The sequence below is a fragment of the Rhizobium sp. BK538 genome, assembly GCF_014197575.1.
GTDB lineage: Bacteria > Pseudomonadota > Alphaproteobacteria > Rhizobiales > Rhizobiaceae > Rhizobium.
Genome location: NZ_JACIFT010000001.1, coordinates 243,117 through 268,850 on the forward strand (window position 1 = coordinate 243,117; position 25,734 = coordinate 268,850).

19 protein-coding genes and 4 pseudogenes are annotated in these 25,734 nt (G+C 58.7%); 15 read left to right on the plus strand and 8 right to left on the minus strand.

Going from position 1 to position 25,734, the window contains the following annotated elements; translation table 11 throughout:
• Nucleotide 1 precedes the first annotated feature (1 nt).
• A pseudogene (locus tag FHX09_RS01190) lies at nucleotides 2-261 on the minus strand (Curdlan synthase); the annotation flags it as partial.
• A 666-nt stretch (nucleotides 262-927) separates the two neighbouring features.
• Here FHX09_RS01190 and FHX09_RS01195 point away from each other — a divergent pair.
• Entirely contained in the window at nucleotides 928-1,257 is a 330-nt protein-coding gene (locus FHX09_RS01195) for a hypothetical protein (protein ID WP_132588009.1), read from the plus strand.
• A 125-nt stretch (nucleotides 1,258-1,382) separates the two neighbouring features.
• Nucleotides 1,383-1,565 carry a hypothetical protein gene (locus FHX09_RS01200; RefSeq protein ID WP_132588008.1) on the plus strand — a complete coding sequence of 61 codons (183 nt, stop codon included), beginning with the start codon at nucleotides 1,383-1,385 and terminating at the stop codon, nucleotides 1,563-1,565.
• A gap of 153 nt (nucleotides 1,566-1,718) precedes the next feature.
• Here FHX09_RS01200 and FHX09_RS01205 read toward each other — a convergent pair whose 3' ends face one another.
• Complete coding sequence (locus FHX09_RS01205; RefSeq protein WP_184449101.1) at nucleotides 1,719-4,850, minus strand: AAA family ATPase; 3,132 nt, start codon at nucleotides 4,848-4,850, stop codon at nucleotides 1,719-1,721.
• 415 nt (nucleotides 4,851-5,265) lie between these two features.
• Between FHX09_RS01205 and FHX09_RS01210 the strand changes: the two genes are divergently transcribed.
• The 6 genes and pseudogenes from FHX09_RS01210 (at nucleotide 5,266) to FHX09_RS01240 (ending at nucleotide 12,655) form a co-directional block, all read left to right on the plus strand.
• Nucleotides 5,266-6,864, plus strand: coding sequence for an ABC transporter substrate-binding protein (locus FHX09_RS01210; protein ID WP_132588006.1), 1,599 nt, complete (start codon nucleotides 5,266-5,268; stop codon nucleotides 6,862-6,864).
• 183 nt (nucleotides 6,865-7,047) lie between these two features.
• Nucleotides 7,048-8,013, plus strand: coding sequence for an ABC transporter permease (locus FHX09_RS01215; RefSeq protein ID WP_132588005.1), 966 nt, complete (start codon nucleotides 7,048-7,050; stop codon nucleotides 8,011-8,013).
• Between the two features lie 41 nt (nucleotides 8,014-8,054).
• The gene (locus FHX09_RS01220) at nucleotides 8,055-8,852 is read left to right on the plus strand and encodes an ABC transporter permease (protein ID WP_246699362.1); all 798 of its coding nucleotides are present in this window, start codon (nucleotides 8,055-8,057) and stop codon (nucleotides 8,850-8,852) included.
• Nucleotides 8,849-10,696, plus strand: coding sequence for an ABC transporter ATP-binding protein (locus FHX09_RS01225; RefSeq protein ID WP_184449105.1), 1,848 nt, complete (start codon nucleotides 8,849-8,851; stop codon nucleotides 10,694-10,696). Before FHX09_RS01220 ends, FHX09_RS01225 begins: the two co-directional genes overlap by 4 nt.
• A gap of 1,366 nt (nucleotides 10,697-12,062) precedes the next feature.
• Nucleotides 12,063-12,371 carry a type II toxin-antitoxin system RelB/DinJ family antitoxin gene (locus tag FHX09_RS01235; RefSeq protein ID WP_184449109.1) on the plus strand — a complete coding sequence of 103 codons (309 nt, stop codon included), beginning with the start codon at nucleotides 12,063-12,065 and terminating at the stop codon, nucleotides 12,369-12,371.
• Nucleotides 12,368-12,655, plus strand: a pseudogene (locus FHX09_RS01240) (type II toxin-antitoxin system RelE/ParE family toxin). The gene FHX09_RS01235 and the pseudogene FHX09_RS01240 overlap by 4 nt, the downstream one beginning before the upstream one ends.
• 295 nt (nucleotides 12,656-12,950) lie before the next feature.
• Here FHX09_RS01240 and FHX09_RS01245 read toward each other — a convergent pair.
• Together FHX09_RS01245 and FHX09_RS01250 are read right to left on the minus strand one after the other, a co-directional pair.
• Nucleotides 12,951-13,334: a hypothetical protein gene (locus tag FHX09_RS01245; RefSeq protein WP_184449113.1), complete on the minus strand. Its 384-nt coding sequence runs from the start codon at nucleotides 13,332-13,334 to the stop codon at nucleotides 12,951-12,953.
• Nucleotides 13,335-13,570: 236 nt separating this feature from the next.
• Entirely contained in the window at nucleotides 13,571-14,068 is a 498-nt protein-coding gene (locus FHX09_RS01250) for a VOC family protein (RefSeq protein WP_348649151.1), read from the minus strand.
• 124 nt (nucleotides 14,069-14,192) lie between these two features.
• On the opposite strand from FHX09_RS01250, the gene FHX09_RS01255 reads away from it, so the two are divergent.
• Nucleotides 14,193-14,546, plus strand: a complete 354-nt coding sequence (locus FHX09_RS01255) for a hypothetical protein (protein ID WP_184449115.1) — start codon at nucleotides 14,193-14,195, stop codon at nucleotides 14,544-14,546.
• A 24-nt stretch (nucleotides 14,547-14,570) separates the two neighbouring features.
• Here the strand turns inward: FHX09_RS01255 and FHX09_RS01260 are convergent.
• The 4 genes and pseudogenes from FHX09_RS01260 to FHX09_RS01275 all read right to left on the minus strand — a co-directional run.
• Nucleotides 14,571-14,696 (minus strand): annotated as a pseudogene (locus FHX09_RS01260) (transposase domain-containing protein); the annotation flags it as partial.
• A pseudogene (locus tag FHX09_RS01265) lies at nucleotides 14,696-15,081 on the minus strand (cell division protein FtsZ); the annotation flags it as partial. The pseudogenes FHX09_RS01265 and FHX09_RS01260, both read right to left, overlap by 1 nt.
• A gap of 53 nt (nucleotides 15,082-15,134) precedes the next feature.
• Nucleotides 15,135-16,418, minus strand: coding sequence for a beta-ketoacyl-ACP synthase II (fabF, locus tag FHX09_RS01270; protein WP_184449117.1), 1,284 nt, complete (start codon nucleotides 16,416-16,418; stop codon nucleotides 15,135-15,137).
• A gap of 124 nt (nucleotides 16,419-16,542) precedes the next feature.
• Nucleotides 16,543-17,130: a TetR/AcrR family transcriptional regulator gene (locus tag FHX09_RS01275; protein ID WP_184449118.1), complete on the minus strand. Its 588-nt coding sequence runs from the start codon at nucleotides 17,128-17,130 to the stop codon at nucleotides 16,543-16,545.
• Nucleotides 17,131-17,228: 98 nt separating this feature from the next.
• Between FHX09_RS01275 and FHX09_RS01280 the strand changes: the two genes are divergently transcribed.
• The 6 genes from FHX09_RS01280 to FHX09_RS01305 all read left to right on the plus strand — a co-directional run bounded on the left by FHX09_RS01280 (nucleotide 17,229) and on the right by FHX09_RS01305 (nucleotide 25,662).
• Nucleotides 17,229-18,347: an efflux RND transporter periplasmic adaptor subunit gene (locus FHX09_RS01280; protein WP_184449120.1), complete on the plus strand. Its 1,119-nt coding sequence runs from the start codon at nucleotides 17,229-17,231 to the stop codon at nucleotides 18,345-18,347.
• Nucleotides 18,347-21,457, plus strand: a complete 3,111-nt coding sequence (locus FHX09_RS01285) for an efflux RND transporter permease subunit (protein WP_184449123.1) — start codon at nucleotides 18,347-18,349, stop codon at nucleotides 21,455-21,457. The genes FHX09_RS01280 and FHX09_RS01285 overlap by 1 nt, the downstream gene beginning before the upstream one ends.
• Before the next feature lie 136 nt (nucleotides 21,458-21,593).
• Nucleotides 21,594-22,247: a TetR/AcrR family transcriptional regulator gene (locus tag FHX09_RS01290; protein ID WP_184449124.1), complete on the plus strand. Its 654-nt coding sequence runs from the start codon at nucleotides 21,594-21,596 to the stop codon at nucleotides 22,245-22,247.
• Entirely contained in the window at nucleotides 22,208-22,504 is a 297-nt protein-coding gene (locus tag FHX09_RS01295) for an aldo/keto reductase (protein ID WP_165933024.1), read from the plus strand. The genes FHX09_RS01290 and FHX09_RS01295 overlap by 40 nt, the downstream gene beginning before the upstream one ends.
• Nucleotides 22,505-22,600: 96 nt before the next feature.
• Nucleotides 22,601-23,032, plus strand: coding sequence for a hypothetical protein (locus tag FHX09_RS29555; RefSeq protein WP_246699363.1), 432 nt, complete (start codon nucleotides 22,601-22,603; stop codon nucleotides 23,030-23,032).
• 119 nt (nucleotides 23,033-23,151) lie between these two features.
• Nucleotides 23,152-25,662 (plus strand): glycogen/starch/alpha-glucan phosphorylase, encoded by a 2,511-nt coding sequence (locus FHX09_RS01305; RefSeq protein WP_184449126.1) that lies wholly within the window; start codon nucleotides 23,152-23,154, stop codon nucleotides 25,660-25,662.
• Nucleotides 25,663-25,734: the final 72 nt, after the last annotated feature.

The window sequence follows — 25,734 nt, forward strand, 5'->3', positions numbered from 1 at the left end:
ATCCGCCCTGGCACCATTGCTCACGCTGGACAAAATAGCCGGTCAGGTTTTCGGCAGCCAGCCCATCAACAGGCGCTCATTCAGGTAGCGCGTCTTGTAACCCGTGTTGAGCATCGACAGCGTCGTTAACAAGTCTATGGCGTCAATCGCCTTGCGACGGGCGATCTGACAGGAACCGCAGCAGAAGCTTACGTCCCAGACGTCGCGGCTTGGCGCAATCTCATCGAAAAACAAACGCTGCTCGTCTGGCCAAATGTTCTCGCAGCTCTGTTGCCACTGCGAGCCCCGCGACTGGCGCTGCTTCAATGGGCGTACGACAGCCGAGCCCTATGAGATCGCCCGATCCCGCACCTCCGACGCGGGTGCGGCCATACCAGCGCCGTTGGCTGCTGAAAATCGACACACCACCCGTTCCAGAACGCACGCAATCACGACTACAGCATTCACCGGTGCTGCGGGGCCTGACTTTCACGTGCCGGTGAGCTGAGCTATTGCGGATCTGCGTGTAGTAAATAGATGAAAAGCAGGTATGAAGTTAACCAGAAGGTCGGAGTCAGTCTTGCGTCGTTACGCCTTGCTCAGTGGCAGTCTCAAAGCCAAGCTGGTTCTGAACGGTTTCTTACGGACCGGGTTCGATACAAGGGTTCTCTATTCCATGCAGCCAAGAGCTACATAAATGATATATAGAATGAAATAATGTCGATGTGCAAACGAGTATAAAACGAAGACGAGATTTCACTATTGGCCATACTATTGTTGTAATAAACGTTAATCTAGTGCGATGGTATCAAGTTATGCAAATTACATGTTATTCGACGTCAGTTTTTATATAGCTCATTTCAGAAAAATCGGACATATTGGACGGCGTGCTTAATCTCTTGTTTATGATTTCGGGCGCGTTGCCCCTACTGCGATTGGAGATCAGTCATGCCAGCCAATTGGGACGCCGTGCAGAAAATAACCAATGGTCGTGTCGAACTTGCAAAGGGTCCGCTCGATTTGACTGCCAACCAGAAGCCGAAGTGGGTCGACGCCTGGATAGTCCAGTCGAGCACCGGGAGTGCCCAGACCTACTACGGATCGGAATCCAGTGGTGCCTTCGCGGTAGCAGGCAAGTGGATTGCAAACACTCGGCTCTATAATCGGGGAACATTCCAGCCAGGACCAGCGGTAGGTATAGCGCTCGTCTATTGGAAAGACGGTAATCAGAATGGCTATATCTGGTGGTCTGAAGATCCAATTGAACTTGTGTATTAGCATGCCGAAGTATCGGTGTCGGAGAATCTCCCGAAGGCAATAGGATACGCGGCTCCTTGCCCGATCAACACATTTCCCGTCCGCGTGTTTTGCCTCGTGTCCGACAAGAAAGAGGAGAACGCAAAATGAAGGACGTAACGATCACCATCGTGAAATCGGAAAAGGGCGACTATCGTGTCATCGTCAACGATGACACTGGCACTGACGAAAATGTCGGAGGGTCGAAAGGCAATGACTCGTCCTTTCCTTACGGCGACAAGGCCAGCGTCAAAAAGAAGCTGGACGAGATTTTCGAAACCCTCGAATAGATCGCGGAAATCGTTGTGTATATGTCGAAGACGATGGGTTGATACTCCTCGAAGCCTTCGGAACCAAGTGCGATACCTCTAAGGCACGACACGGTCGATGATTTTGAGAGGCCGTCTCACTTGGTAGAGACGAGTGCTTCCCTCCGTTAGGGGTCAGATACTCGCGAGTTTGCGCAGGTAGCGTTGGGTCGCTTCCGCGGCCACTATGTTTCCCTTGAGTTGGTATAGATGCAATGCTGCAGACGCTGCACCGACCGCGTCGTTCCGCTGTCGCGAACTCTCAAGCACGTGAGAAAGGTCGACTAGAGCATCGGCCCGGTCGTTGACGAAGTCGGTCTTTTCAGCGATCGCCAATGCCTCTCGTGCGAACGCCTCCGCTTGACGGATCTCTCCACGACGTGCGAGCACGCGGGCGCGCACGCGACGCCAACGGACTTGCGTCACCAGGTCGCCGCTTGCAGCCAGCTCGGCACTGAGCTTGGCAAAGCCCTCCGCCTCCTCATCGCGTCCCTGTTGGAGGATCACGACGGCGAGGGACGCGGCCATCGTCGAGCGGAACGCTCGCTCGCCCATCTCCTCGAGCGCGCGGTATGCTTCGCGGGCACTTTTCTCGGCCGCAACGGCGTTCCCGGCGAGCAACTCGACGACGGCCTCGTGTTCGGAGGACGCCACGTACAGCGTGAGCCCGAGGTCAGCGTAGGTAGCGTTGCTTGTCGCGATGAGCTCGCGAGCAATCTCGAAGCGGCCAGCAATTGCATTGAGGCATGCGAGCTGCCGGAGAATTGCGGCCTCTGATTCGAGGCTTTCGCCCACGTCCGCGCGCATCGCCTCACAGCGGCGGATTCCCTCGGCGGCCGGGGTCGGCCCGAACCAAAGTGAGGACGCAATCCACGTAAGAATCTCGTGGTACTCGTGCAGGTTCTTTGCTCGTCGTGCGTGGGCAGCCGCGCGCTCCCACGCCCCAGCGGCCGCCTCGCCGCGTGCTGCGTTGAAAAATAGCCACGCTTCGAGCCGCCATGCACGGCACAGACCGAGGTCGTCCCCCAGGCGCTCGAAGACCGGGAGCACGACTGCCGCTGCGCGTTCCGCCTTCTCCAGCGCGCCTTCCTCGCCCTGGAGGAGTTGCAGGAACTGCCGCTGGACCAACACATGCGCTGCCAATCGCTGGTCGTTGCTGGCGGTTGCAAGCCGCTCCGCCTCCTCCAATACGCGCCCGGCATCGTCCAACCGGCCGCTTTCGATCAGAGCGCCGCTCAACTCGGCGAGCAGCGCAATTCGCTGCGGATCATCGGTGGGAAGCAGACGGGAAACCCGCTCGAGTAGGCTGATCGCCGCAGGAAGGTCGCTGCGGACAAGCGCCCGCCGCCCGGCTGACTTAAGCCGTTCGCACGCCCGAAGCGCAAGCGCAGCCGCGCGCTCGTCGCGCGGACCGAGCGCGACCCGGTACTGAAAGGCCTGCTCGAGGTGATAGCCGATAATCTCCTCGAACTCGCGCAGCCGGTCTTTGGCCGTTGGCTCGAGCCAGGCAGCGAAGCGCTCGTGTAGGTCGGCGCGGGCGTTCTTCGGCAGGGAGTGATATGCCGCGTCGCGGATCAAGACGTGACGGAAGCGATAGGCCTTCTCGCCGACGAACGACGGCGCCTCCGGGCGGATCAGATCCCGGCGTACAAGTGCGAGCAGACCGTCCTCCAGTACGTCTAGCACGACGTCGGCGAGCTCGTTGACGGCACTCCGATGGAATACTGCGCCCTCGACTGCTGCGGCCGTCAAGATGGTGCGCTCAAGGGACGGGAGACTCTCGAGTCGAGCAGCTAGAAGGGCGTTAATTGTCGACGGGACTGGTAGCTCCGAGAGATCCGAGCGAGCGACCCAACAGTCCTCATTGCGCCTGAGCAGCTCTTCTTCAACGAGCATTGCTATAAGCTCTTCCGCAAACAGCGGGTTACCCCCAACGGCGCGTGTGATCCTTGACTCGACCGCGGGTGATAGCGGGAGGCGGTCGAGCAGATTCGACATCATTTCACGGGATTCCGCTTCGCTCAGCGGTTCAAGCGCGACCGTCGTCGCATTTGTCTTCGCACGTCCCCAATCCGGCCGTGTATCGAGCAATTCTGGTCGTGCCGACCCAACTATCGCGATGGGGAAACCGCGCGAGAAATCTACAAGATGTTCGATCAGGTCCAGGAACGTTGGGTCGGCCCAATGGAGGTCCTCGACCACAACCACCAGCGGCCGTTCTCGTGCAAAGACCTCGAAAAGCCGCCGAACGGCCCAGAAAGTCTCCTCACGGGCGCTTGTGTCTCCCTGGCCGAACCCGAGAATCTCAGCTATGCGCTCGGCGATGAGTTTGGCCTTATCGACTCCAGCTAGGATTTCCGCAAGGTCCGCCACGGACTGCTTGCTAGGGTCTCCGCCTCGAGCTCGTGTGATCTCCCGGATGATGTCCGCAAGCGGCCAATAAGCAATGCCATCGCCATAGGGCAGGCATCTGCCGTGTGCGACAATTACCTCGCTTGGAAGGCTTCCGGCGGCCTCCGAAACAAGCCGCGATTTCCCTACCCCGGCCTCACCCAACACGGTCAATAGGTGAGAGGTTCTACTATTGATCAACTCACCAAAGATAGTGCTGATCGCCGTCCGCTGGTGCTCGCGTCCGACGAACGGCGCCTCGAACCGGCGTTGAAAGCCGGTGGCGCGGGAGATGAGGCCCACTACGATGATCGCAGGGAACTTCTCGCCGTGCTTGACCGCACGCGCGCTACTGGATTCTACAACGACCGCGTGGCGAACCAGCTTGTATGTTGCTTCCCCAATCAGGATTTCGTTGGGCGCTGCGGCCTCCTGGAGACGCTTTGTAACACGCACTGCCTCGCCAGTGAGAAATCGATGTCCCTGCCTGTCGATGCCAGTAAAAACCTCCCCGGTGTTGAGGCCAATTCGGTGAGCGAGTTGGACGCCCCAAACGGTCTCAAGCTCGTGGTTGAGCGTCGCAAGCGTATCGCGCATTTCGACAGCGGCGGATACTGCCCGTATTGCGTCATCCTCGTGTAGTACCGGCACACCAAACACGGCCATGATCTCGTCACCGAGATATCGCTCTACGACTCCGCCATGCCGCTGGATAGTGGCGATCATCTGATCAAAGTAGCGGGCGAGTAGGTTCCGGAGTGCCTCCGGATCGAGGGCGAGGCTAAGGCGTGAGGAATCTACAATGTCGGCGATAAGAATTGTTATCGTCTTCCGAACGTCTTGTGCCGGCTTTCGGCCGGGGTCAGGCCCGGCCATCACAATACCCCCCTCGGGTCATTGTCATGCCTCCACTGGCACCGCCTCGGCTGGATTTTGAGCTTGGGTTCCGGATGTCAAATTCCATGAGAGCCTTCCATCAGTTCCAGGGGGTATGCTAGCACCTGTTCCCCCGGCGCTCCAGCAGTGTGCATGGCTAAGACAAGCGCCCGCCTGGTCTAGTGCACCTGAAGCCTGCTCCCGATTTTCAGCAGGGGACGCGGCCAATGACTTGGTCGGATGGACTTTTGAGAAGCGTCCTGCTCAACCTTGATGTTGGGTTGCGGGACGCGAAACTCTCGCAGTTTGCCGTAACGAACGGCCGCCTTCTTCACAAGCGACATTGATTGCGCGACAATCACTTATCCTGTGCGCCCGGCTTGCACATAGGACCGGCTTTCATGGGGAGAAGCTAATGGCAATCGGGTTGACACGACGTCACGTTTTAGTTGCGGGAGTGACGCATGCCGCCGTCTCCATGGCGGGAACTTTCGCGAGGGTGTCTTTGGCACAGGCGGGGGAGCAGATTGATGCCATTACATGGGCTTTATCCAATATCCCGAATACGCTTTTCATTCCGGATGCCTGGCTGACCTCTACTGGCGCGATCATGTCGCTTGTCCAGGAAGGACCGCTAACCTTCGGCGACGATCTCAATCTCCAGCCTGCATCGGCTGATAAATGGGAGCAGGTTGATCCACTGACGATCAAGTATCATCTGCGCAGCGGCGTCACGTTCGGTGACGGAAGTCCGCTCACGGGCGGCGATGTCGTCGCCACTTTCAAGTATCACATGAGCCCGGACTCCCACTCGCCACTCGCCTCTTTCTACGATTCAGTCGCGGAGGTTGAGGCGCTGGCGCCCAATGAGGTGATCGTCAAATTGAAGGCGCCGAACGCGCAGTTCGCCTTTACCGCTGCTCATATGGCGGGGTTCGTCTTCAAGAAGGAGCAGCTCGCAGACAAGAAGATCGGCTCGCCAGAGCTTCTGCCGCTGGGGACCGGCCCGTACAGGCTTGTTGAATTCGTTCCGTCGGATCATGTCATTCTCGAGGCGCGCGACGACTATTGGGGAGCGAGGCCCGTGGTCAATCGGATTACTCTCCGAGCGATTCCAGATCGGCAGACCCGCCTTCTTGCCATGCGGCAAGGCGAAATCGACGGCGCCTTCGATCTCGCCCTCTCGGACGTCGACCAGTGGAATGCGCTGGAAAACGTCAAAATTATCGCCAGGCCGTCCCTTGGTGTGTTTGCCCTTACCCTCGACCATTCCGCGCCGCCGTTCGACGATATTCACGTGCGTCGTGCCGTGGCCCATGCTGTGGATCGGGAAGGCCTGGTCAAAGCGCTCCTCAAGGGCAAAGGCGAGCCCGCGACGGAATTGAACCCACCCGAAATGTGGTCCGGGGTGCTGGCCGATGACGTTCGCGCCTTCTACGCAACGTTGCTGCCGCACTATGGTTTTGACTTGGACAAGGCGAAGGCCGAACTGGCACAATCCAGCCATCCGGACGGCTTTGACGTTACCGTCCCCGCATCGACCGACGATCCTTATATGGTCAACATCATGGAGTCGGTGGTGGAGAACCTGAGGCAGATAGGTATCCGCGCCCACATCCAGCCCGTTGACAACGCCACCTGGTTTGCTGGCTACATCAACCACGACAAATTAGGCATGCAGATCATGGCGTACTACCCGGATTACGCCGACGTTGCGAGCTATCCCGACCTCTTCTTCGCGAAGCGAAATGCGAAAAAGGGTGGAATGAACGGGTCGAACTTCATTGACGACCAAGTCGAAGCTAAACTGAAGTTCGCCACCGAAAACGCTGACCCGAAGGTACGCGCGGATGCGCTGAGGGTCGTGTTCGAGATCGCTCACAGGGAAGTCGCAGTCGTGCCTATCTTCTGGCCTTACTCGGCGATGGCGATCAACAAAAAGTACAAGCTCACCGGCTACACCGCCTTCTGGTACAGTGTTCCGTGGGCGATACGGGGTTTCGGCCTAGCGTAAAGGATCACTGCACTGCTTGGGCACGGCCATTTTCATGGTTTTCGCCACGGATCGACGCCCGTGCGCTCCTCCAAGGATTGAAGGTGTCTGCAGAATGGACCTTTTGGAAGCGAAATTCGGACGACTTCGCAAGCTTCGCTGCCGCACGATCGGCTGGTTCGAGCGCAATCTCGGGTCTCCCCAATGACGGGCTCGAGCCTCGTCCTCTTCATCATGCGGCGGCTCGCCCTGGCGATTCCACTGTTGCTTATGATCTCCTTCGGCGTCTTCGCACTGATCCACATCGCGCCCGGCGACCCAGTGCATTCGTTGCTTGGCACGCGCGCGCCAGACCCGTCAACGCTCGCAGCCATCCGCGCGCGTTACCACTTGGACGATCCGCTCCTCCTCCAATATGGAAAGTGGCTTTCGCAGGTGATGCGAGGCGACCTCGGCGTCTCCATCCAGGGTAACCGGGCGGTGACGGGCACCATTGCGGATCGGCTCGGCGTCACGATCTTCCTTACCTTGATGAGCACTGTTCTTGTTCTCGGCCCCGGGATCCTGCTCGGTGCGGTCGCCGCCTTCCACTGTGGCACGAGGCTCGACCGGCTAGTCGTCGCGCTCGGCGTTTTCGGCGCCAGTTCGCCGGCTTTCGTCACCGGTATATTCCTTCTCTATGTCTTCGGTGTTCTGCTGAACTGGTTTCCGACCTACGGTCCAGGAAGAGGGTTCTTCGACCGTGCCTGGCACCTAGCGCTTCCGGCGCTTGCGCTTGCGATCTCGGTCATGGCGATCGTCGTCAAAATCACCCGCGCGGCGATGATCGAGGAGCTGGCCCGAGACTATGTTACGTTTGCGCGGGCTCGTGGCCTGAGTTGGCGTCGCATCTTGTTTGCCTACGTGCTCAGGAATTCTCTTATTCCCCTGGTCACTGCCGCAGGGCTCATTGTCGTCGGCATTGTGGCCGGCGCGGTCTACGTCGAGGTCACCTTTTCTTTGCCAGGTCTCGGCGCTTTGGCGGTCGATGCGATCCAGAAGCGCGACATTCCGACTATCCAAGGAACCACTCTTCTTTTCTCGGCCTTCGTCGTACTGGTCAATCTCGCGGTCGACGTGATCTATACGATGATCGACCCGCGCATCCGCTTTGGCAGAGTTGGGTCATGAGGGTCCCAGAGATCGGCGAGACAGGGAGGAGGAAGCAGCGATTGCGCATTCCGATCGTTATTCTCCTTGCCGCGCTGATTGTCACGGCCGTGGTAACCTGCGCCGTTCTCGGGGAGGGGATCGCCCCCGATTCACCGTTCCGCCAGCGTCTTGAAGTCGGCGATACTCCGCCTTCCCCTGTTCACATTGCCGGCACGGATCTACTCGGCCGCGATGTGCTGTCGCGCGTGATCTACGGTGCGAAAACGGCCCTGGTGGGCCCCATCGTCGTCGCCGTCGGAGCCTTTGCAATAGCGACCCTACTTGGCCTTCTTTCTGGCTATCTTGGCGGTTTCGTCGATTCTGCGATCATGCGTTGCGCGGATTTCATGCTCGCGCTGCCGGGACCGCTCGTGGCGATCGTCGTCGTCGGCGTGGTGGGAGGCGGATACTGGACTGCCGTCCTCGTCCTGGGCGTCCTTTTCACCGCCCCGGATACGCGCATTGTGCGGAGCGCGGTCCTTGAGCAGCGACCGCTTCCCTATATCGAGGCCGCGCGCACTCTTGGGATCTCGAAAACTCGTATTCTGTTCCTGCACATCCTCCCGAATGTCGGCCCGATCATTCTCGCGTATGTAGTCCTCGACTTTGCATTCGCGTTGGTCAATCTCGCCGGGCTATCTTTTCTCGGCCTTGGCGTTGAGCCGGGGACCCCCGACTGGGGTCGGATGCTCTTCGAAAACCGTAATATCCTCTTCTCCAATCCGGTTGCATTGCTCCTGCCAGCAGGAATGATTATCCTTACGGCCGTCAGCATGAACCTCATTGGCGACTGGCTGTTCGAGCGGTTCGCAAAATGAACAGAACCGTAGCGCGCGCAGGTGAAGATAGTCTGCTCCTCGAGGTCGAGAAGTTAGCGATCTCACACGGTGTCGTGCCCATTACAACGTCCTTGGACATCATTGTGAAGCGGGGCGAGACCGTTGCTATCGTCGGCGAATCTGGGTCCGGTAAATCGCTCACGGCACGGGCCATCGCCGGTATATTGCCGCCAGGCATCAATGCCACTGGCACCATCATGCTCGATGGCATCCCCCTGATGCGGCTTTCCGAGCGCGAACTCCGGCAAATACGCGGGTTTCGTGTGTCGATGCTCATGCAGGACCCGTTCACAATGCTGAATCCGCTCATGCAGTGCGGCGACCACATTGACGAGATGCTGCGTGATCGGCCCGCATTTGCCTCGCGCGCTGCAAGGGCGAAGGAGGTGAAAAGACGCCTCGCAGAAGTGGGCATAGTCGAGGAGGACGTCGCCTGCCGCATGCCATTCCAGCTGTCGGGGGGGATGTGCCAGCGCATCGCGCTTGCCGCCGCTCTCGCTCGCGACCCGGAATTGCTTATTGCCGATGAACCGTCGACGGCGCTCGACGTAACGACTCAGGCGGAGATCATCAAGCTCTTGCGTCGTGTCCAGCGCGAGCGTCACATGAGCCTCATTCTCATGACCCACAACCTACGACTCGCGTTCGCGACCTGTCAGCGCATCTATGTACTCTACGCCGGCTCGATACTCGAAGTCGGCGATGCCGCGGCCGTGGAGCGACAACCATTGCATCCTTACACCTTGGGACTTCTACTCTCGGAACCTCCCGTCGATGTTCGCGTCCATCGCCTGGTCGCGATCCCGGGCTTCGTGCCGCGCGCGGCCGATGTTGTCGACAGCTGTGGTTTCGCGAACCGCTGCGACTGGGCGAAGGAGATTTGCCGCACCGGCAAACCACCGCTGGTGGCTCGCGATACGACCCGGTTGACAGCATGCATCCGTCAGGACGAGATTCAGAGCGAACTTGACTTTCTGCGCATGGCGCCCCTCTCGGCGACGGAGATAACGCCGCGCCCAGCAGTAGCCACAGAGGCGCTCGTTCGCATCGACGCACTCGTCAAGACATTCGTGGGCAGACAGGGCCGTCCGATCTGCGCGGTAAAAAGTGTGTCGTTACACGTTATGCCCGGGGAAAGCGTGGGCCTTGTTGGCGAATCTGGCTCAGGAAAGACCACGATCGGGCGTTGCCTTGTCGGTCTCGAAAGCCCGACTGCAGGCGACATCCGCATCAACGGAATCGCGGCAGCGGATTTCGATGCCATGGCGAAGGCGGACCGCGCGCGCGTTCGGCAGACAATCCAGATGATCTTCCAGGATACATATTCGACACTAAATCCCAAGCATAGCGTTGGGCAGGCCCTGGGCGAGGCCCTGGGGGCGTCGGCGGACGCCAGTAGCAAAGCGACGCCGGAACGGATCGCGGGGCTGCTGGCCGAGGTCGGTTTGTCTGCCGCATACTCCACCCGCCGCCCGGTGTCGCTTTCCGGCGGCGAGCGCCAGCGAGTCGCCATCGCTCGCGCGCTGGCTGTCAAACCGGCAATCCTAGTGTGCGACGAACCAGTAGCTGCCCTCGACGTCTCGGTGCAGGCGCAGGTGCTTAACTTATTCAAGCGCCTGCAAGCTGAGCGGGGCCTCTCATATCTCTTCATCACGCACGACCTCGCTGTCGTCCGCCAGATCACCGAGCGCATTTATGTCCTATATCTTGGCGAGATCGTCGAGGAGGGACCGACCGAGCGTATTATCAGTAACCCACAGCACCCGTATACACGCCGCCTTGTTGGATCGATCCCGCGTTCGACCATCCGAAATGAACCCTGACATAACTCACCAGCAAGCATTCGATGGGGTCGCCGTATATTTCGATTGCCTGATGCAGCACGGGAGGCATGCCGATGCCAGCACGACATTGGCAGCGACGAGCGTTCTTCAAGGTGCGAGATAGCTTCGTCGCGGACAACCTCCAGAAAATCGCTGACATCGAGACAGGTTGACGACCTCGAGCAAAAGCTCGGGCAGGCTAACGCCGCATCTACCCACACGATACTTTCAGGCCCTGTCGACGGCGCCGTTCAGGATCCATCGGTGACGACGATTGGCCAAGTTGTCACCAGCGGCACTCAGTTAATGCGGATTGTTCCCGCCGAGCCGGCCCTTTGTATCGAAGCCTACCTGCCCAACAGCTACATAGGGTTCGTAAGGGTAGGGTAGACCGTTAACGTCAAGCTGGAGGCATTCCCGTTTACGCAGTACGGCACCGTTCCCGGCGTTATCACTCACATCGCAAAGGACGCGATCACCGAGCCAGATGGACAGGCGATCGAAGCAGATCTCGCTCGTACAGAAACCCTGTTTGCTAGGGACGTGGCTGGTCTCATTGCCACTGAGGCCGGTGCGAAGCACCCTAGTGTCCAGACCTTCTGGTATCCCTGCCGATCAGTTCGGCGAAGAGGTTGTCTTTTCAGCACCCGAGATTCATGCGGAACTCGTAGAGCAGCTCAGAAAGCTTTCGGGCAAATAGGCCCTAGAAGCGGCGGCCGGTCACATAGAGTTCGGCCGCTATTGGCGGGCCATTGCGGCCATCCGCCAGACGATGTTTGCCACTCCGTCTCCTGCGATTGCGAGGCACGAGAGAGCCCCGGCATAGATGCTGATCATCGATGGCCGGTGCCCCAGGCCCTCGACGATGAAAAAACTCATGAATGGCACGATCGCAGGAAAAGTCGGCCTTGCCGCGCTTCGAGAGGCCGCAGCCCGCATGTTTGCGGTAAATTGGAGGCTGTAATTTGCTAGTGTGCCAGCACGAGTGGCGGCATAACCGCCCGGCCAGAGGTCGTCGAAATGTAGGAAGGTCAAACGGAAGGTATGGCGCAACAGTCGATGAGACGGGGTCGGGAAAACCAGTATTCTCCGGAGTGCTTCAAGCACGCCGAATTGATTTGGATCCCGATCCGCGAACTCCCATACGGGCCAGCGACGGATGAACGGTCGCGCGAAAGGCCGGATAGATGTCACCACCCGACTACGCGCGTAATACCGCCCGAAACTCTTCTTGCATTCACCGGGGCGTCCACAGGGAAGAGATTTAGCCGATCGGCGAAAATGCCGGTCAAATAACAACAGAACCCAAGGAAAAGCCCGCAAATGCTGGTGTTTTGCCCCTTGTCTTCTTTCATTGGAGTCTGCCATGGCCGCAAATGCACTTGTCCAAACGCGCATCGACGTGGAGATTCGCGATCGTGCGTCGTCCGTCCTCGAAAGTATGGGCCTCACCGTTTCGGATGCGGTTAGGATCCTGCTGACCCGCACCGCCAATGAAGGCGCGCTTCCTCTTGAATTGGTCACTAATAGTGAGGCGCATGACACCTGGTTTCGTGCCAAGGTGCTCGAAGCACTGGAAGACACAAGGCCCGACGTTTCCGACGATCAGGCTGAAGCACACTTTGCCGCGCGGCGGGCTACCGCACGCGCTAGGGCGGGTAAGCTGAAATCGTGAAAGTTACTTGGTCGGCATTCGCGCTTTCGGACCGCGACGGCATCTTTTCGCGTATCGAGGCCGAGAACGCAGTCGCAGCTATTGCGGTGGACCAGCCATCGCTTCCACCGCACAGAGGCTATGGGATTTCCCTGAAAGCGGCAGACCCGGTCGGATCGCGGACCCGTGAACTGGTCGTCACCGGGACATCTTATATAGCGGCCTATCAAATAGTGGGCGAGACCATCCGCATCCTGCGCGTATTGCATGGAGCGCAGCGATGGCCGGATGAGTTACCGAGCTAAGCCTTCACATCCTCAGTGGGAAGAATGTCGTCCTCTTTTATATCATTGAAACAAGAACGTAGCATTCCTTCGGCTTAAACTGATCGAAGGGATACGCGTTCGATCCCCCTCAAGAAGTTGGAGCGTATAGAGCGCTTTCAGCCCGAGCGGACACTCTGTCAGCGTCGAGAGCTTTGGCTGCTTTGCGCCAACAGCGGAAGCTCGCCGCTGGCGCGTTCATGTCGGCATTCGGACCCATTGGTGCCTTCTGCCGGACAGTCACCAACTCGCAGGCTTGACCCGAAATGGACTTCCCCTAGTCGACCTTGTTGCCCTCGGAAATCACCCAAGTGTGTGCGTGGCGGTCAATAATGAAGGAGATACGCTTCTTGTCACGAATGGCCGGGTAGCACTTCCATTCACCGACTCTGTCTTCGCCCTCTGCGGGATAGCGAGCGTCAATATTCAGGTCGGAGCAGAATTTGTCGTCTTCGACCCCCCATTGTCCGGTCGCCTTCTCACTTCCTTTTCGATATATGGCCGTGCCGTCCGGATTGAAATATTGGACCTCGTTCTCATTGCTGATCGAATTTCCCTCCAGTGCCGCCTTGATCTCGGCGCTCGTCAATGTTTGTGCGGAAGCCACGCCGACAGGCAGGATGATCAAAGTGACCATCGCAGGTACCCAGAACCAAGCCATTTTATCTCTCCTCCGCCTCGCGCCCGCTGCGCGAAGATGCGCCCCATGCCGCGCGATTACAAGCATGCCAGGATGGCGCTTCCGACGCGCTGCGATTGACCATTCATGGCGCAACCGTCCCGTCCAGGTTGTTACGCCAAATGGCAGCCTTCCACCCATTGCTGTCCTTCGCGATCATCTGGAGGCGGGGCGGCTTCGGGCCGGAAGGCGACAACGCGTTCGGCCGGAACACGCCTTTATCGGTCATGAGACCTTTGTTCAAGCTCAAGCACGTTTCCCTCCGGATCGCGCGCATAAGCGATCAGATACGCCCTCTCTGGCGTTCCGAAATCCGTAATTTGTCCAATCTGCGCCCCTCCAGATCGGATGATGTTGGAAAGTGTGTCGCCAATGTCTTCCATCTCGAATGCCAAGTGTCCAAAGCCGGGTTCGTTGACCCTTGGCTGGTCACGCTGGTGGGTGACCGTGTGTTCGTGAATCTCCAGAAAAGGCCGCTCCAGTTCCGGAAATTTAAGCCAGATTGTACGAATCTCAGAGTTTGAAAGCCCATTCCCTCTCGACACCTTTTCACCGGACAGCGTCTTTGGTTCCCGAAGAACATCGCATTTCATGACGTTCACGTAGAACGCGGCGAGCGCTTCCGCGTTGCGGGCAACTAAGTTGATGTGAGCAAGTCTCATGGCGTTCGGCATCCTCGTCTCTGCGGCAACCATATCAGGTTCGCTGAGCGTCACGAAAGAAGTCTGCTTCGCGCCAAAAAGCTGTCATGGCTTCGATTTGTTGAAACGTTGCGGCGGACAGATGCCTATCATATAACCGATGCCGTAAGACTAGATACGGCAAATAGGCGACATGAACTTGAGCGTTCTGATCATAGGTGCGGCGTCTTTGCTGCCAGCCCTATGGGAACTGCAGCATGTTTCGAAACAGCATGGCTTGTTGTTGGGAGCCGCTGCGGGGATCATTGTCTTCGTAGGACTTTCCCTTTGGCTTTATCTATGGCAACTCATCTATGCGGTAGGTTTCTCAGGTGGCGTGCATCCCGCTTTCGCTCTAAGTGAAATCACGATGCTAGTTGCGCTACCCTCATCGGCTGCTGCTTATGTGTGGCGGCGTGCAGGTCTGGCGGCCGCCATATTTGCTGCTTTGGCAACATCAGGCCTCGTATGGTTCGTTTTTGTTTGGATTGGCATCGCGATCTGGGGCGAATGACCGCTTAGGGGCCGACAGCAGACTTCAGTCTCTTGTTCGTCCTGTGTAATTCCACGGCATAAGCTCATTCACCCGGCTCTGTTGGTGGCCATTGACGATGGAGGTGAGCGTGGCGGCAAGATACGCAAACGGATCGACGCCGTTGAGCTTACGGTGAGAATCCCAGCCTTGCGTGCGGCCTGGGCAAGGACAGGCGCTGCGCCGGTTCCGGTTCCACCTCCCATTCCCGCTGTTACGAAACACATATGCGTTCCGGCCAGGTGGTCCATGATTTCATCGATGGTTTCCTCAGCCGCCGCGCGCGCCCGACTTCCGGGAGCGAGCCAGCGCCAAGACCTTCGGTGACGTTCGCGCCTAGCTGGATAATGCGGGATGCTTTTGAAAGGGCAAGCGCTTGAGCGTCGGTGTCCGCAGCGACGAAGTCTGCACCTTGCAGGCCCTCCGCAATCATGTTGTTGACAGCATTTCCACCGCCGCCGCCGACACCGATCACGGTGATCCTGGGCTTCAGCTCAACGATGTTTCGGGCAGTCATCGCCAATCTCCAATGAATTGCCATTTGAGCCTGTCCGTGATGAGCGGGTCGGCTCAAGCGCCAGCCAGTTTGTCCGTCCAGCGCCGGAATATCGCACTGGCATTGACGCCTCCGAAGCCGAAGCCATTGGAGATCGCAAAGTCGATCTCCAATGGTCGGGCCTCGTTTGCTACGAAGTCTATTCCGTCAGCCGCTGGATCTGGGGCGTTCAGGTTCAAGGTTGGCGGCGCCACCTGATCCCTGAGCGCCAGGATCGTGAAGATGGCTTCGAGACCGCCGGCGGCGCCAAGCAGGTGGCCGGTCGCCGACTTCGTGCCGCTTACTGCTATCGAGGAATTGGCGCCGAAGACGCTCTTGATGGCATTGATCTCGCCGAGGTCGCCGACCGGCGTGGATGTCGCATGCGCATTGAGATGGCGGATTTCACCAGGCGAAATGTCGGCTTGGGCAATCGCGATCTCCATGGCTCGGCGTGCGCCGCCTCCGTCTTCGGGACCGGAGGTGACGTGATGAGCGTCCGCTGTCGTTCCGTAACCGACAAGTTCGGCGAGCGGCTTCGCGCCGCGGGCAAGCGCATGGCTCAGCGATTCGATGACAAGGATGCCGGCACCTTCTCCCATGACGAAGCCGTCACGCAACATGTCGAAGGGACGCGAGGCCTTGTCAGGCTTGTCGTTGAAGCCGGTCGACAGAGACCGTGCCGCCGCGAAACCACCGAGACTGACGATGTTCATGCATGCTTCCGTTCCACCGCACACGGCGATATCGGCTTCATTCGCGCGGATGAGGCGCGCCGCATCACCGATCGCCTGAATACCTGCCGCGCAAGCGGTAACCGGTGCGCCGAGCGGACCTTTGAAACCATGACGGATCGAAACCTGGCCCGCCGCCAGATTCACCAGGAAGGACGGGATCGTGAATGGCGAGAGGCGGCGTGGACCGCGCTGATCGACTGTCCGCACCGCTTCGGTTATGGCCGGAAAACCTCCTATGCCGGAGGCGATGATTGTTGCGGTGCGAAGACGGTCCACCTCCGACACCGGTCTCCAGCCAGCTTGCGTGAGGGCCTCTTCCGCTGCCGCCAGTGCAAAAAGTATAAAGCGGTCGACTTTGCGCTGATCCTTCGGAGCAAACACGGTATTCGGGTCGAAGCCGCCCTCGGGGTCTTCCTCCAGAGTCTGAACCGTGCCGCCAATCTTTGCGGGCAGATCTCCTACGACCTCGTCTGCGAGGCGTCGAATGCCCGAACGTCCGGCCAGGAGCCGAGCCCAGGATGTCGATACATCGGCTCCGAGCGGGCTGACGGCACCCATGCCTGTGATAACGATACGACGCATGCGTTCTCCAGCGATCAATCTTTCATGGGGCCCGTGAGACCGGCCGAGGTGAGGTTAGTGGCGGCTCTGTAAGGCAGCGTCCTGCGAGGTATGCAAAAGACACGAAACTCCCAGAGCTGACATCTCATTCTTTTTCCGCGAAGCTCGTGATGCGCTTGACGGCATCAGCGGCGGCTTCGAGGACACGTTGCGACATGCCTTCATCAGTCAGGATGCGGGAGATCGTTACGGCGCCCACCATGAGGGAGAGGACAGCCATGGCCTTGTCATAAGGTTTCGAGCCGTCCGAGACCGGGATCAATTCGTCGAGTATCTGAAGATGAGCTTCAATGCCGTCCTGGAACGGGGCTCGTACTTCTTCCCTCTGGCGCGCCGCATCGGAGCCAAGCGCCGCAAGCGGGCAGCCATCGCCGGTTTCTCCCCGGTGACCAGTCGAAAGGTAGAGGCCGACAACCGCCTCAAGGGGGTCTGGACTTCCGGCAGCAACCGTCGACCACCTGCGCGTCGCGCTCTCCATTGCTCGCCGCGACGCCAGCGCCGCAAGATCATCCTTCGATTCGAACTGCTTGTAGAACCCGCCTTGAGTGAGGCCGGCTCCTTTCATCAAATCCTTTAGGCCGACGCCGTCGAAGCCATGCTCCCGGAAGAGCCGGCTTGCGGCGTTGATCACCGCTTCACGATTTGCTTCTGCCTGAGCGCGACTGACTCTCATATCGGTCTCCAATTAGATTGCACTTGACATCTATAACTCACATAGAGTTAGATCGCAATCTAAATTAGTTGCTGCGCCCGTCAAGAAGGATTAATGACATGAGCCGCAAAATTCTTCTCGCCTCCTTCGGTCTGCTGGCAACTGCCGGCGCCACAGCGTTCGTTGTGCTCGCGGAGTCCTCGGAAGGAAAGGCGCAAGCCGCCGACCCCCGCATCGCGCCACCCCTCGTGAGGTTGGTGGAAGCAAAGAGGCCGGACACATCCGAACGTACCTTTACGGGTACCATCGCCGCACGGGTGCAAAGCAATCTGGGTTTCCGTGTGCCCGGTAAGATCGTGCAGCGTTATGTGGACGTTGGTGAGCAGGTCAAGGCCGGACAGCCGCTGATGCGCATCGATGAGACTGATTTGCGACTCGCACTTGCGGCCAAACGCAATGCGGTCGCCTCGGCTGAGGCTGTGCTGATCCAGGCGCAAGCCGACGAGAAGCGATACGCTGCGTTGGTGAAAAACGGATTGGCGGCGGCCTCTCCGCAGCGTTACGAGCAGGCAAAGGCTGCGCTTGACACCGCAACCGCGCAGTTTGCCGCGGCACAGGCGGATGCAAGGGTCGCAGAAAACGCGGCAACCTATTCGCTGCTGGTTGCTGACGCCGACGGGACTATCGTCGAAACCTTGGGGGAGCCGGGTCAGGTCGTGACAGCGGGTCAAACCGTGGTCCGCCTCGCACAGGCCGGCCCGCGTGAAGCGCTGGTCTGGCTTCCGGAATCCCTGCGGCCGCAGATCGGCGACATGGCCAACGCCAGCATCTACGGCAACGAGAGCCGGCAGGACAAGGCGCGGCTCCGGCAGATCTCTGACGCCGCCGATCCTCAAACCCGCACCTACGAAGCACGCTGGGTTCTGGATGGCGCGGCAGCGTCAGCCCCGCTGGGAGCGACAGTGACGATCAGGATCTCTAACAGCAATGGTCAATCGCATGCCGCAGTGCCTGTTGGCGCCGTTTTGGACGACGGCAGCCGAACCGGGGTCTGGGTCTTCGACGGGAAATCTTCGACCGTCCATTTCAGGGAGGTCAAAATAGAACAAATGGGTGAGGAGACCGCTGTGGTTTCCAGCTTGAATGCAGGCGAGCCGGTCGTCGCTCTCGGAGCCCATCTGCTGCAGGACGGCGCGAGCGTTCGAACGAAGGCAGAACAGGCAGAGGCGGCAAACTGATGAACTTCAATCTATCCGCGCTCGCGGTTCGCGAGAGAGCCGTTACCCTGTTCTTCATCGTCCTTTTGGCCGCGGCCGGCGTCTATGCCTTCGTCAAGCTCGGACGCGCGGAGGACCCATCGTTCACCATCAAGACTCTGACCGTGACGTCCGTGTGGCCAGGCGCGACAGCGCGCGAAATGCAGGACCTTGTCGCTGAGCCGCTTGAGAAACGACTCCAGGAACTCAGCTGGTACGACCGCGTCGAAACGACGACCCGGCCGGGATACGCCTTTTCGACCGTCACGTTGAAGGACAGTACGCCGCCCACGGCAGTCGAGGAGGAATTCTATCAGGCCCGAAAGAAGCTTGGAGACGAGGCCCGGAACTTGCCGCAGGGCGTCCTTGGTCCTTTTGTCAACGACGAGTACTCCGATGTCAGCTTCGCCCTTTATGCGTTGAAGGCCAAGGGTATGCCGATGCGCGAGCTTGTGCGGCAGGCCGAGGTAATCCGCCAGGATCTTCTGCACGTGCCGGGCGTCAAGAAGATCAACATCCTTGGCGAGCGGCCCGAACAGATCTTTGTCGAATTCTCCTTTGCCAAGCTCGCCACGCTAGGGATTTCGGCGCAAGATATTGCGGCCGCTTTGCAGCGGCAAAACACCGTGACGCCGGCGGGGTCGATCGATACACGCGGCCCGCAGGTCTTCATTCGGTTCGATGGCGCCTATGATGGCATCAAGGCGATTGCCGATACGCCGATCGTCGCCGCCGGACGTACGCTGAAGCTCTCGGATTTTGCCGAAGTGCGGCGCGGTTATGAAGATCCGGCCACCTACCTCATTCGCCACGATGGCGAGCCCGCGATCATGCTTGGCGTGGTGATGCAACAAGGCTGGAACGGACTGGAACTCGGCAAGGCGCTGGAAGAAAGGTCTGCGACGATCGCTCAAAGCCTTCCGCTCGGCATGACGCTCGCCAAGGTCAGCGACCAGGCCGTCAACATCCAGGAAGCGGTCGGCGAATTCATGCTGAAATTCGCCATGGCGCTCGGCGTGGTGCTGTTCGTCAGCCTCATCAGCCTCGGTTGGCGTGTGGGCATCGTCGTGGCTCTGGCCGTTCCGCTGACGCTTGCCGTCGTTTTCCTCATCATGCTGGAGACCGGGCGGTTCTTCGATCGTATCACGCTCGGTGCGCTGATCCTGGCGCTCGGCCTTCTGGTCGACGATGCCATCATCGCCATCGAGGTCATGGTGGTGAAAATGGAAGAAGGGATGGATCGCATCAAGGCGGCCGCCTATGCCTGGAGCCATACGGCAGCGCCCATGCTGTCCGGCACGCTCGTGACGATCATCGGATTGATGCCGGTCGGCTTTGCCAGATCGACCGCAGGCGAATACGCCGGCAACATCTTCTGGGTCGTGGGCTTTGCGCTGATCGTATCCTGGATCGTCGCGGTGATCTTCACGCCTTACCTGGGCGTCAAGATGCTCCCCGCTATCCAGCCGGTCAAGGGTGGCCATCACGCCATCTATGACACGCCGAATTACCGGCGCCTGCGGGGGCTGATCGAGTTTACCGTGCGCCACAAGTTCGTCACCTGTGCGGTGGTCGGCATCGCCATGGGGGTCTCTGTCGTTGGAATGGGAGCGGTGAAACAGCAGTTCTTCCCGACGTCAGACCGTCCCGAGGTCCTTGTCGAAGTCCGTATGCCCGAAGGCACCAGTATCGAGACGACGACGGCGACGGTTGAAAAGCTTGAAGGGTGGCTGCAGAAGCAGCCGGAGGCAAAGATCGTCACGAGCTATGTGGGTCAGGGCGCTCCTCGCTTCTTCTTTGCCATGGCGCCGGAACTACCGGACCCATCGTTCGCCAAGATCGTCGTGCTGACTCCCGACGCCGAGGCCCGCGAGGCGTTGAAGCAACGTCTTCGGACAGCCGTCTCAAGCGGGCTTGCCCCTGAGGCTTACGTTCGCGTCACGCAGCTCGTATTCGGTCCCTACACGCCGTTTCCGGTGGAGTTCCGAATAACTGGTCCCGATCCGCAGCAATTGTACCGGATCTCCGAGAAAGCTCTCGACATCATGAAGAGCGTGCCGGATGTGCGCCAGGCAAACCGCGATTGGGGCAACCGCACGCCCGGGCTGCGCTTTGTCCCTGACCAGGATCGGCTCAACCTGATCGGCCTTTCGCCGGTGGAGGCGGCCCAGGAGATGCAATTGCTGCTGAGCGGAATTCCGATCACGCAGGTTCGCGAGAACATCCGCAACGTGCCTGTCATTGCGCGCAGTGCCGGCGAAAACCGGCTCGATCCCTCAAGATTGGCAGATTTTTCGCTGATGAGTCGTGATGGCCGACAGGTCCCGCTCGATCAGATCGGTCACTCCGAGATCCGGTTTGAAGAACCGATCCTGAAGCGTCGCGATCGAACACCTCTTATCACGATCCGTTCTGATATCAACGAGGCAACGCAGCCCCCGGAAGTCTCGCAGCAGGTTATGAAGGCGCTTCAGCCGCTGATCGCCTCGCTTCCAGTCGGATATCGTATCGAGATGGGCGGAAACATCGAGGAATCGCTCAAGGCCAATGTCGCTCTCGTCCAGATCTTCCCGGCGATGATTGCGGCCATGCTGATCGTCATCATCCTCCAGGTCCGGAGCCTGTCGACGATGACCATGGTCATGCTGACGGGGCCGCTCGGTCTTGCCGGCGTGGTACCGGTGCTGCTCCTCTTCCATCAGCCTTTCGGCTTCAATGCCATTCTCGGACTGATAGGACTGGCTGGAATCCTGATGCGCAACACGCTGATTCTGACCGAACAGATCAAGGAGAATAAGGCGGCCGGTCTCGACGATTACCATGCCGTCATCGAGGCGACGGTGCAGCGAACGCGTCCCGTCATCCTGACAGCGCTCGCGGCCGTCCTTGCCTTCATTCCTCTCACCCACTCGGTGTTCTGGGGCTCGATGGCTTACACGCTGATCGGTGGAACGGCGGTCGGGACCGTGATGATCTTGCTCTTTCTTCCCGCTCTTTTTGCCACCTGGTTCCGCATCAAGCCGACGAAACTTGAAATGCATAAAAATTCGCCGAAGGATGTGGAGCTACAAACGGCTATGGCTGCTGAGTAATGTTCTTTTGCCGAAAGCGATCTACGCGATTTTCCCGTGGCTCTGCTCGATGCACCACATCAGGTGGTTTTCGGCAAAGTAGGGTGATCGTCCGGACAGGCACGCCGGATTCATTTCGTCAAACTGGGAGGCGATGATGAATCTGGCGGACTCGATGGAAATTGATCCCGAGCAGTCGCGGACGCGGATTCTCGAGGTGGCGGAACGGTATTTTCGGCGGATCGGCTATCATAAGACGTCGGTGGCCGACATCGCCTCGGAACTCGGCATGAGCCGCGCGAATGTCTATCGTTTCTTTCCCTCCAGGACGGCGATCAACAGTTCGGTTTGCGGACTTATCGTCAAAGAGGTTGCCGAAGTTGCTCATGCGATCGCACGCATGGACGCGCCAGCAGGCAAAAGGCTTGTCGAACTCTTATATACCCTTCACCGGCACAGCATGAGAAGATTGGTGGAGGAGAGACCCATCCACGAGCTGCTCGCCGCTGCTATGAATGAACGTTGGACAATCATTGACGCCCATAACGAGCAGATCCTGGCGATCCTAAGAGCACTTATCCGCGAGGGTCTGCAAGCAGGTGAGTTGAAGGTCGAAGACGCCGAGGAAGCCGCACAAGGAGCGATCACAGCGTTCTTACCGTTCTTCCATCCGGTCTTGGTTGAGCAGCGTGTGCAGGAGGGAGAAGACACGGCTGTGGCCGTGCGCGCCCAAATCCGCTTTATCATGCGGGCCCTTGGCAATTTCCAGTCGTGCGCCGTCGAAACTCGAGGCCGATCGTCGATTTCCTGAAGAATTACGCCGGGACAAAGGGCGCGACGCCTGCGCAGATCGCACTTGCATGGCTGCTTGCCCGGAAGCCGTTCATCGTTTTGATCCCCGGCACACGCAACGTCGATCACCTCAACGAGAACCTCAGCGCGCTGCGCGTGGAACTGACGCCTGCAGGCTTCATCGAGATCGACGCGGTCCTTTCCAAGATCACGGTACATGGCGGCCATGAACGAGATGCAGATGGAACTGGTCGTCGTCTCTGCCTAGCCGCATGACGCTTGTCATGCTGGGCACCCACGCGGTGCCCAGCCAAGCCTTGCTGGCCCCTAGCGGGACTTGACCGAAAACCAATGCAACGAGAACGGCTCCTCATGCTCTCTACGCGCATAATTTCCCTCATCGCAGTCACGGTCGCAATCCTTCTTCTGCTTGGGCTGGGAGCGAGGGCGGACACCAATCGCGCTACGGTCCCCGCGGACTTCGACAAATTCGTCCTCTACGCGACCTACGACCGTGGTTCCTCGAAGGAAGAAGCCTTTGGTCTTCCCGAAACGATCGAGCTCTCGAAATCCGGAAAGCCGCTGCCAGCCGGCACCCTCTTGGTACTCGGCATCTGGACGGACTACAAACTCACGGGCTATTTCGGGATGCGCGTCGTTTATGGCAACATGCTTCCCTCCTGCGTTGGTTTCGGGCAGCATCGTTCTCGCACGCGTCCCCGCCTAGATGGGACAGGCTTGAAAACGTCAACTCGATCTTCGACCGCAGGAAAGCCGGCAGGATCGAGGGTAGTGTTGTTATGAAACTGAATTAAGTCGAAGGCCATCGCAAACCCAATCGTCAGAACACCGTTTTGTGTGCGGCGCTGCGATGGCTCGTAAACCAATCCAAAGATCGCAACCGACAAGCTCGGAGATATGGAATGGCCGACGACCAGGAAAAATCTGCCCAAGTCCCTGAATTGGATGCGGTGGATTCCATACCGCCGCAATACGACTGCGGTCGCCTGAAGTTGAGCGGCAGCGGCGAGGCGCTCTACGAACGTCACCTGCTATTCGACAACGTGCTTGCATCAAGCGAGATAGGAAACCGTGAGCGGTATGAAGCAGTTGCGCGCTCTGTTCGGGACATCCTTTCCCAGCGCTGGGAAAAGACGGAAGAGATCTATAGTCGTCAGAACCCGAAACGCATCTACTATCTCTCCATGGAGTTCTTGATTGGCCGCTCCCTCAGCAACAACATTGTCAACCTGGGGCTTGGTGGTCCTGCCGCTCGATTTTTTCATAGACATCAATTGGACGAGTTGGCCTTGCTTATCGAAGAGCCCGACGCCGGGCTCGGCAATGGCGGGCTTGGACGCTTGGCAGCATGCTTCCTCGAGTCCATGGCGACGATGCAATTGCCGGGAATGGGCTATGGCTTGCGCTATGAGTACGGAATTTTCAAACAGTCGATTGTAGATGGCTGGCAACGCGAGCAACCGGACAACTGGTTGCGCAGGCCCGATCCCTGGGAGGTTGCCCGACCTCACTTGGCAGTGCCGGTCGAGCTTGGATGTTCGTTCGAAGTGCGCGGGGGAAGCCTGAAAGCCATCCCCGGCGTGCCCTCGCGCTTGCTCGGAATCCCTTATGACCGACCCGTAGTAGGATATGGCGGAAAAACCATAAACACATTGCGGCTCTGGGCCTCCGCAACCCCCGACGTATTTGACTTCCAGGAGTTTAGCGCCGGGGAATTCGTTGGCGCGCTGGCCGAACGGCTGACAGCGGAAACTGTAACACGCGTTCTTTATCCGGACGATTCGACAAGCATGGGACAAGGCCTTCGCTTCGTGCAGGAATATTTTCTTGTCTCGTGCTCGCTGGCCGACTTGGTTCGACGCTTTCAAAGCAGCAACAGCAGTTGGGACGATCTGCCGGGAAAGGTGGCTATCCAACTCAATGATACCCATCCTAGTCTCGCCGTCGCGGAGCTTATGCGGATCCTCCTGGATACGGCAAAACTTGGCTGGGAGCATTCATGGGACATCACGAAAAGGACGCTTGCATACACAAACCACACCCTCCTTCCGGAAGCGTTGGAGAAGTGGCCGCTACGCTGGTTTGAGTTGATGCTTCCGCGGCATCTGGAAATCATCCTGGAAATCGATCGCCGCTTACGGGAAGAGGTGCAAACCCGCTGGCCGGGGGACAATGGCCGCATCGAGCGCATAGCTGTTGTCGAGCAGGGCAATCAGTTGGTGCGCATGGCTCACCTCGCAATAGCAGGCTCCCATAGCACCAACGGTGTCGCAGAAATACATTCGAAGCTGCTCCGAAGCGTCACCGTGGGGGATCTCGCGGAGCTCTATCCTGGTCGTTTCAACAATAAGACAAACGGCGTCACTCCGCGCCGTTGGCTATTGCTGTCAAATCCGGGTCTTGCCGGATGTATTTCTGAGGCTATCGGCGACCGCTGGATAACGAACGCGGCGGACCTCGAACGTCTGAGGTTACTTGCCGATGACAGCGGGTTCATTGCCGCCGTCCGAACGGCAAAGCGCAAGGCCAAAGTCCGTTTTGCTGATTGGCTCAAGTCGCAAGCGGGCGTTCTGGTTGATCCTGACACGATTTTCGATAGCCAGGTGAAGCGCATCCATGAATACAAGCGACAGCTCTTGAATGGGCTACGGGTCGTCGCTCTGTACCGTCGGCTGCGGCAGAACCCTGATCTCGATATGCCGCCGCGCACGTTTTTCTTCGCTGGAAAGGCGGCTCCGGCCTACCACGTGGCCAAGCTGACTATAAAATTTTTGAACAACCTCGCCGCCACGATCGACGGCGATCCGTTGGTACGCGGTCGCCTTCGGCTGTTATTCCTCCCTGACTACTGCGTGTCGCTCGCCGAGCAGCTTATTCCTGCCAGCGACGTTTCTAACCAGATCTCAACAGCGGGATACGAGGCTAGCGGCACGAGCAACATGAAGTTCATGATGAACGGTGCTCTCACGATCGGCACGCGTGACGGTGCAACTATCGAAATGGCCGAAGCCGCAGGCGAAGAAAATTTCTTCCTGTTCGGGCTGACGGCAGACCAAGTCGCAAAGAGCCGCGGCTGGTATAGCCCCGGCTGGCACTATGAGAACGAGCCCGAGATACGCGCTGTCCTTGATCTCGTCTTCTCGGGTGAATTTTCGCGGAATGAGCCGATGATCACCGACGCGCTGCGCAACATACTTCTGGTTGGCGGCGATACGTACATGCATTTGGCTGATTTCACCTCGTACATGGAAGCAGATTCCCGCCTTCAATCACTCTATCGAGAAACGGAAGCGTGGAGCCGAAAAACGATCCTGAACATCGCTGCTTCAGGAAAGTTCTCAAGCGATCGCACCATCGCCGAATATGCCGGCGACATCTGGGGGGTAAGTCCATGTCCGGTGCCATCGAATTAGTGTCGTGACGTTAAGACAGACCAACCCAACTGCCTCGCGCGACGACATCGTCGATATCGCCCGGTCGTTGGC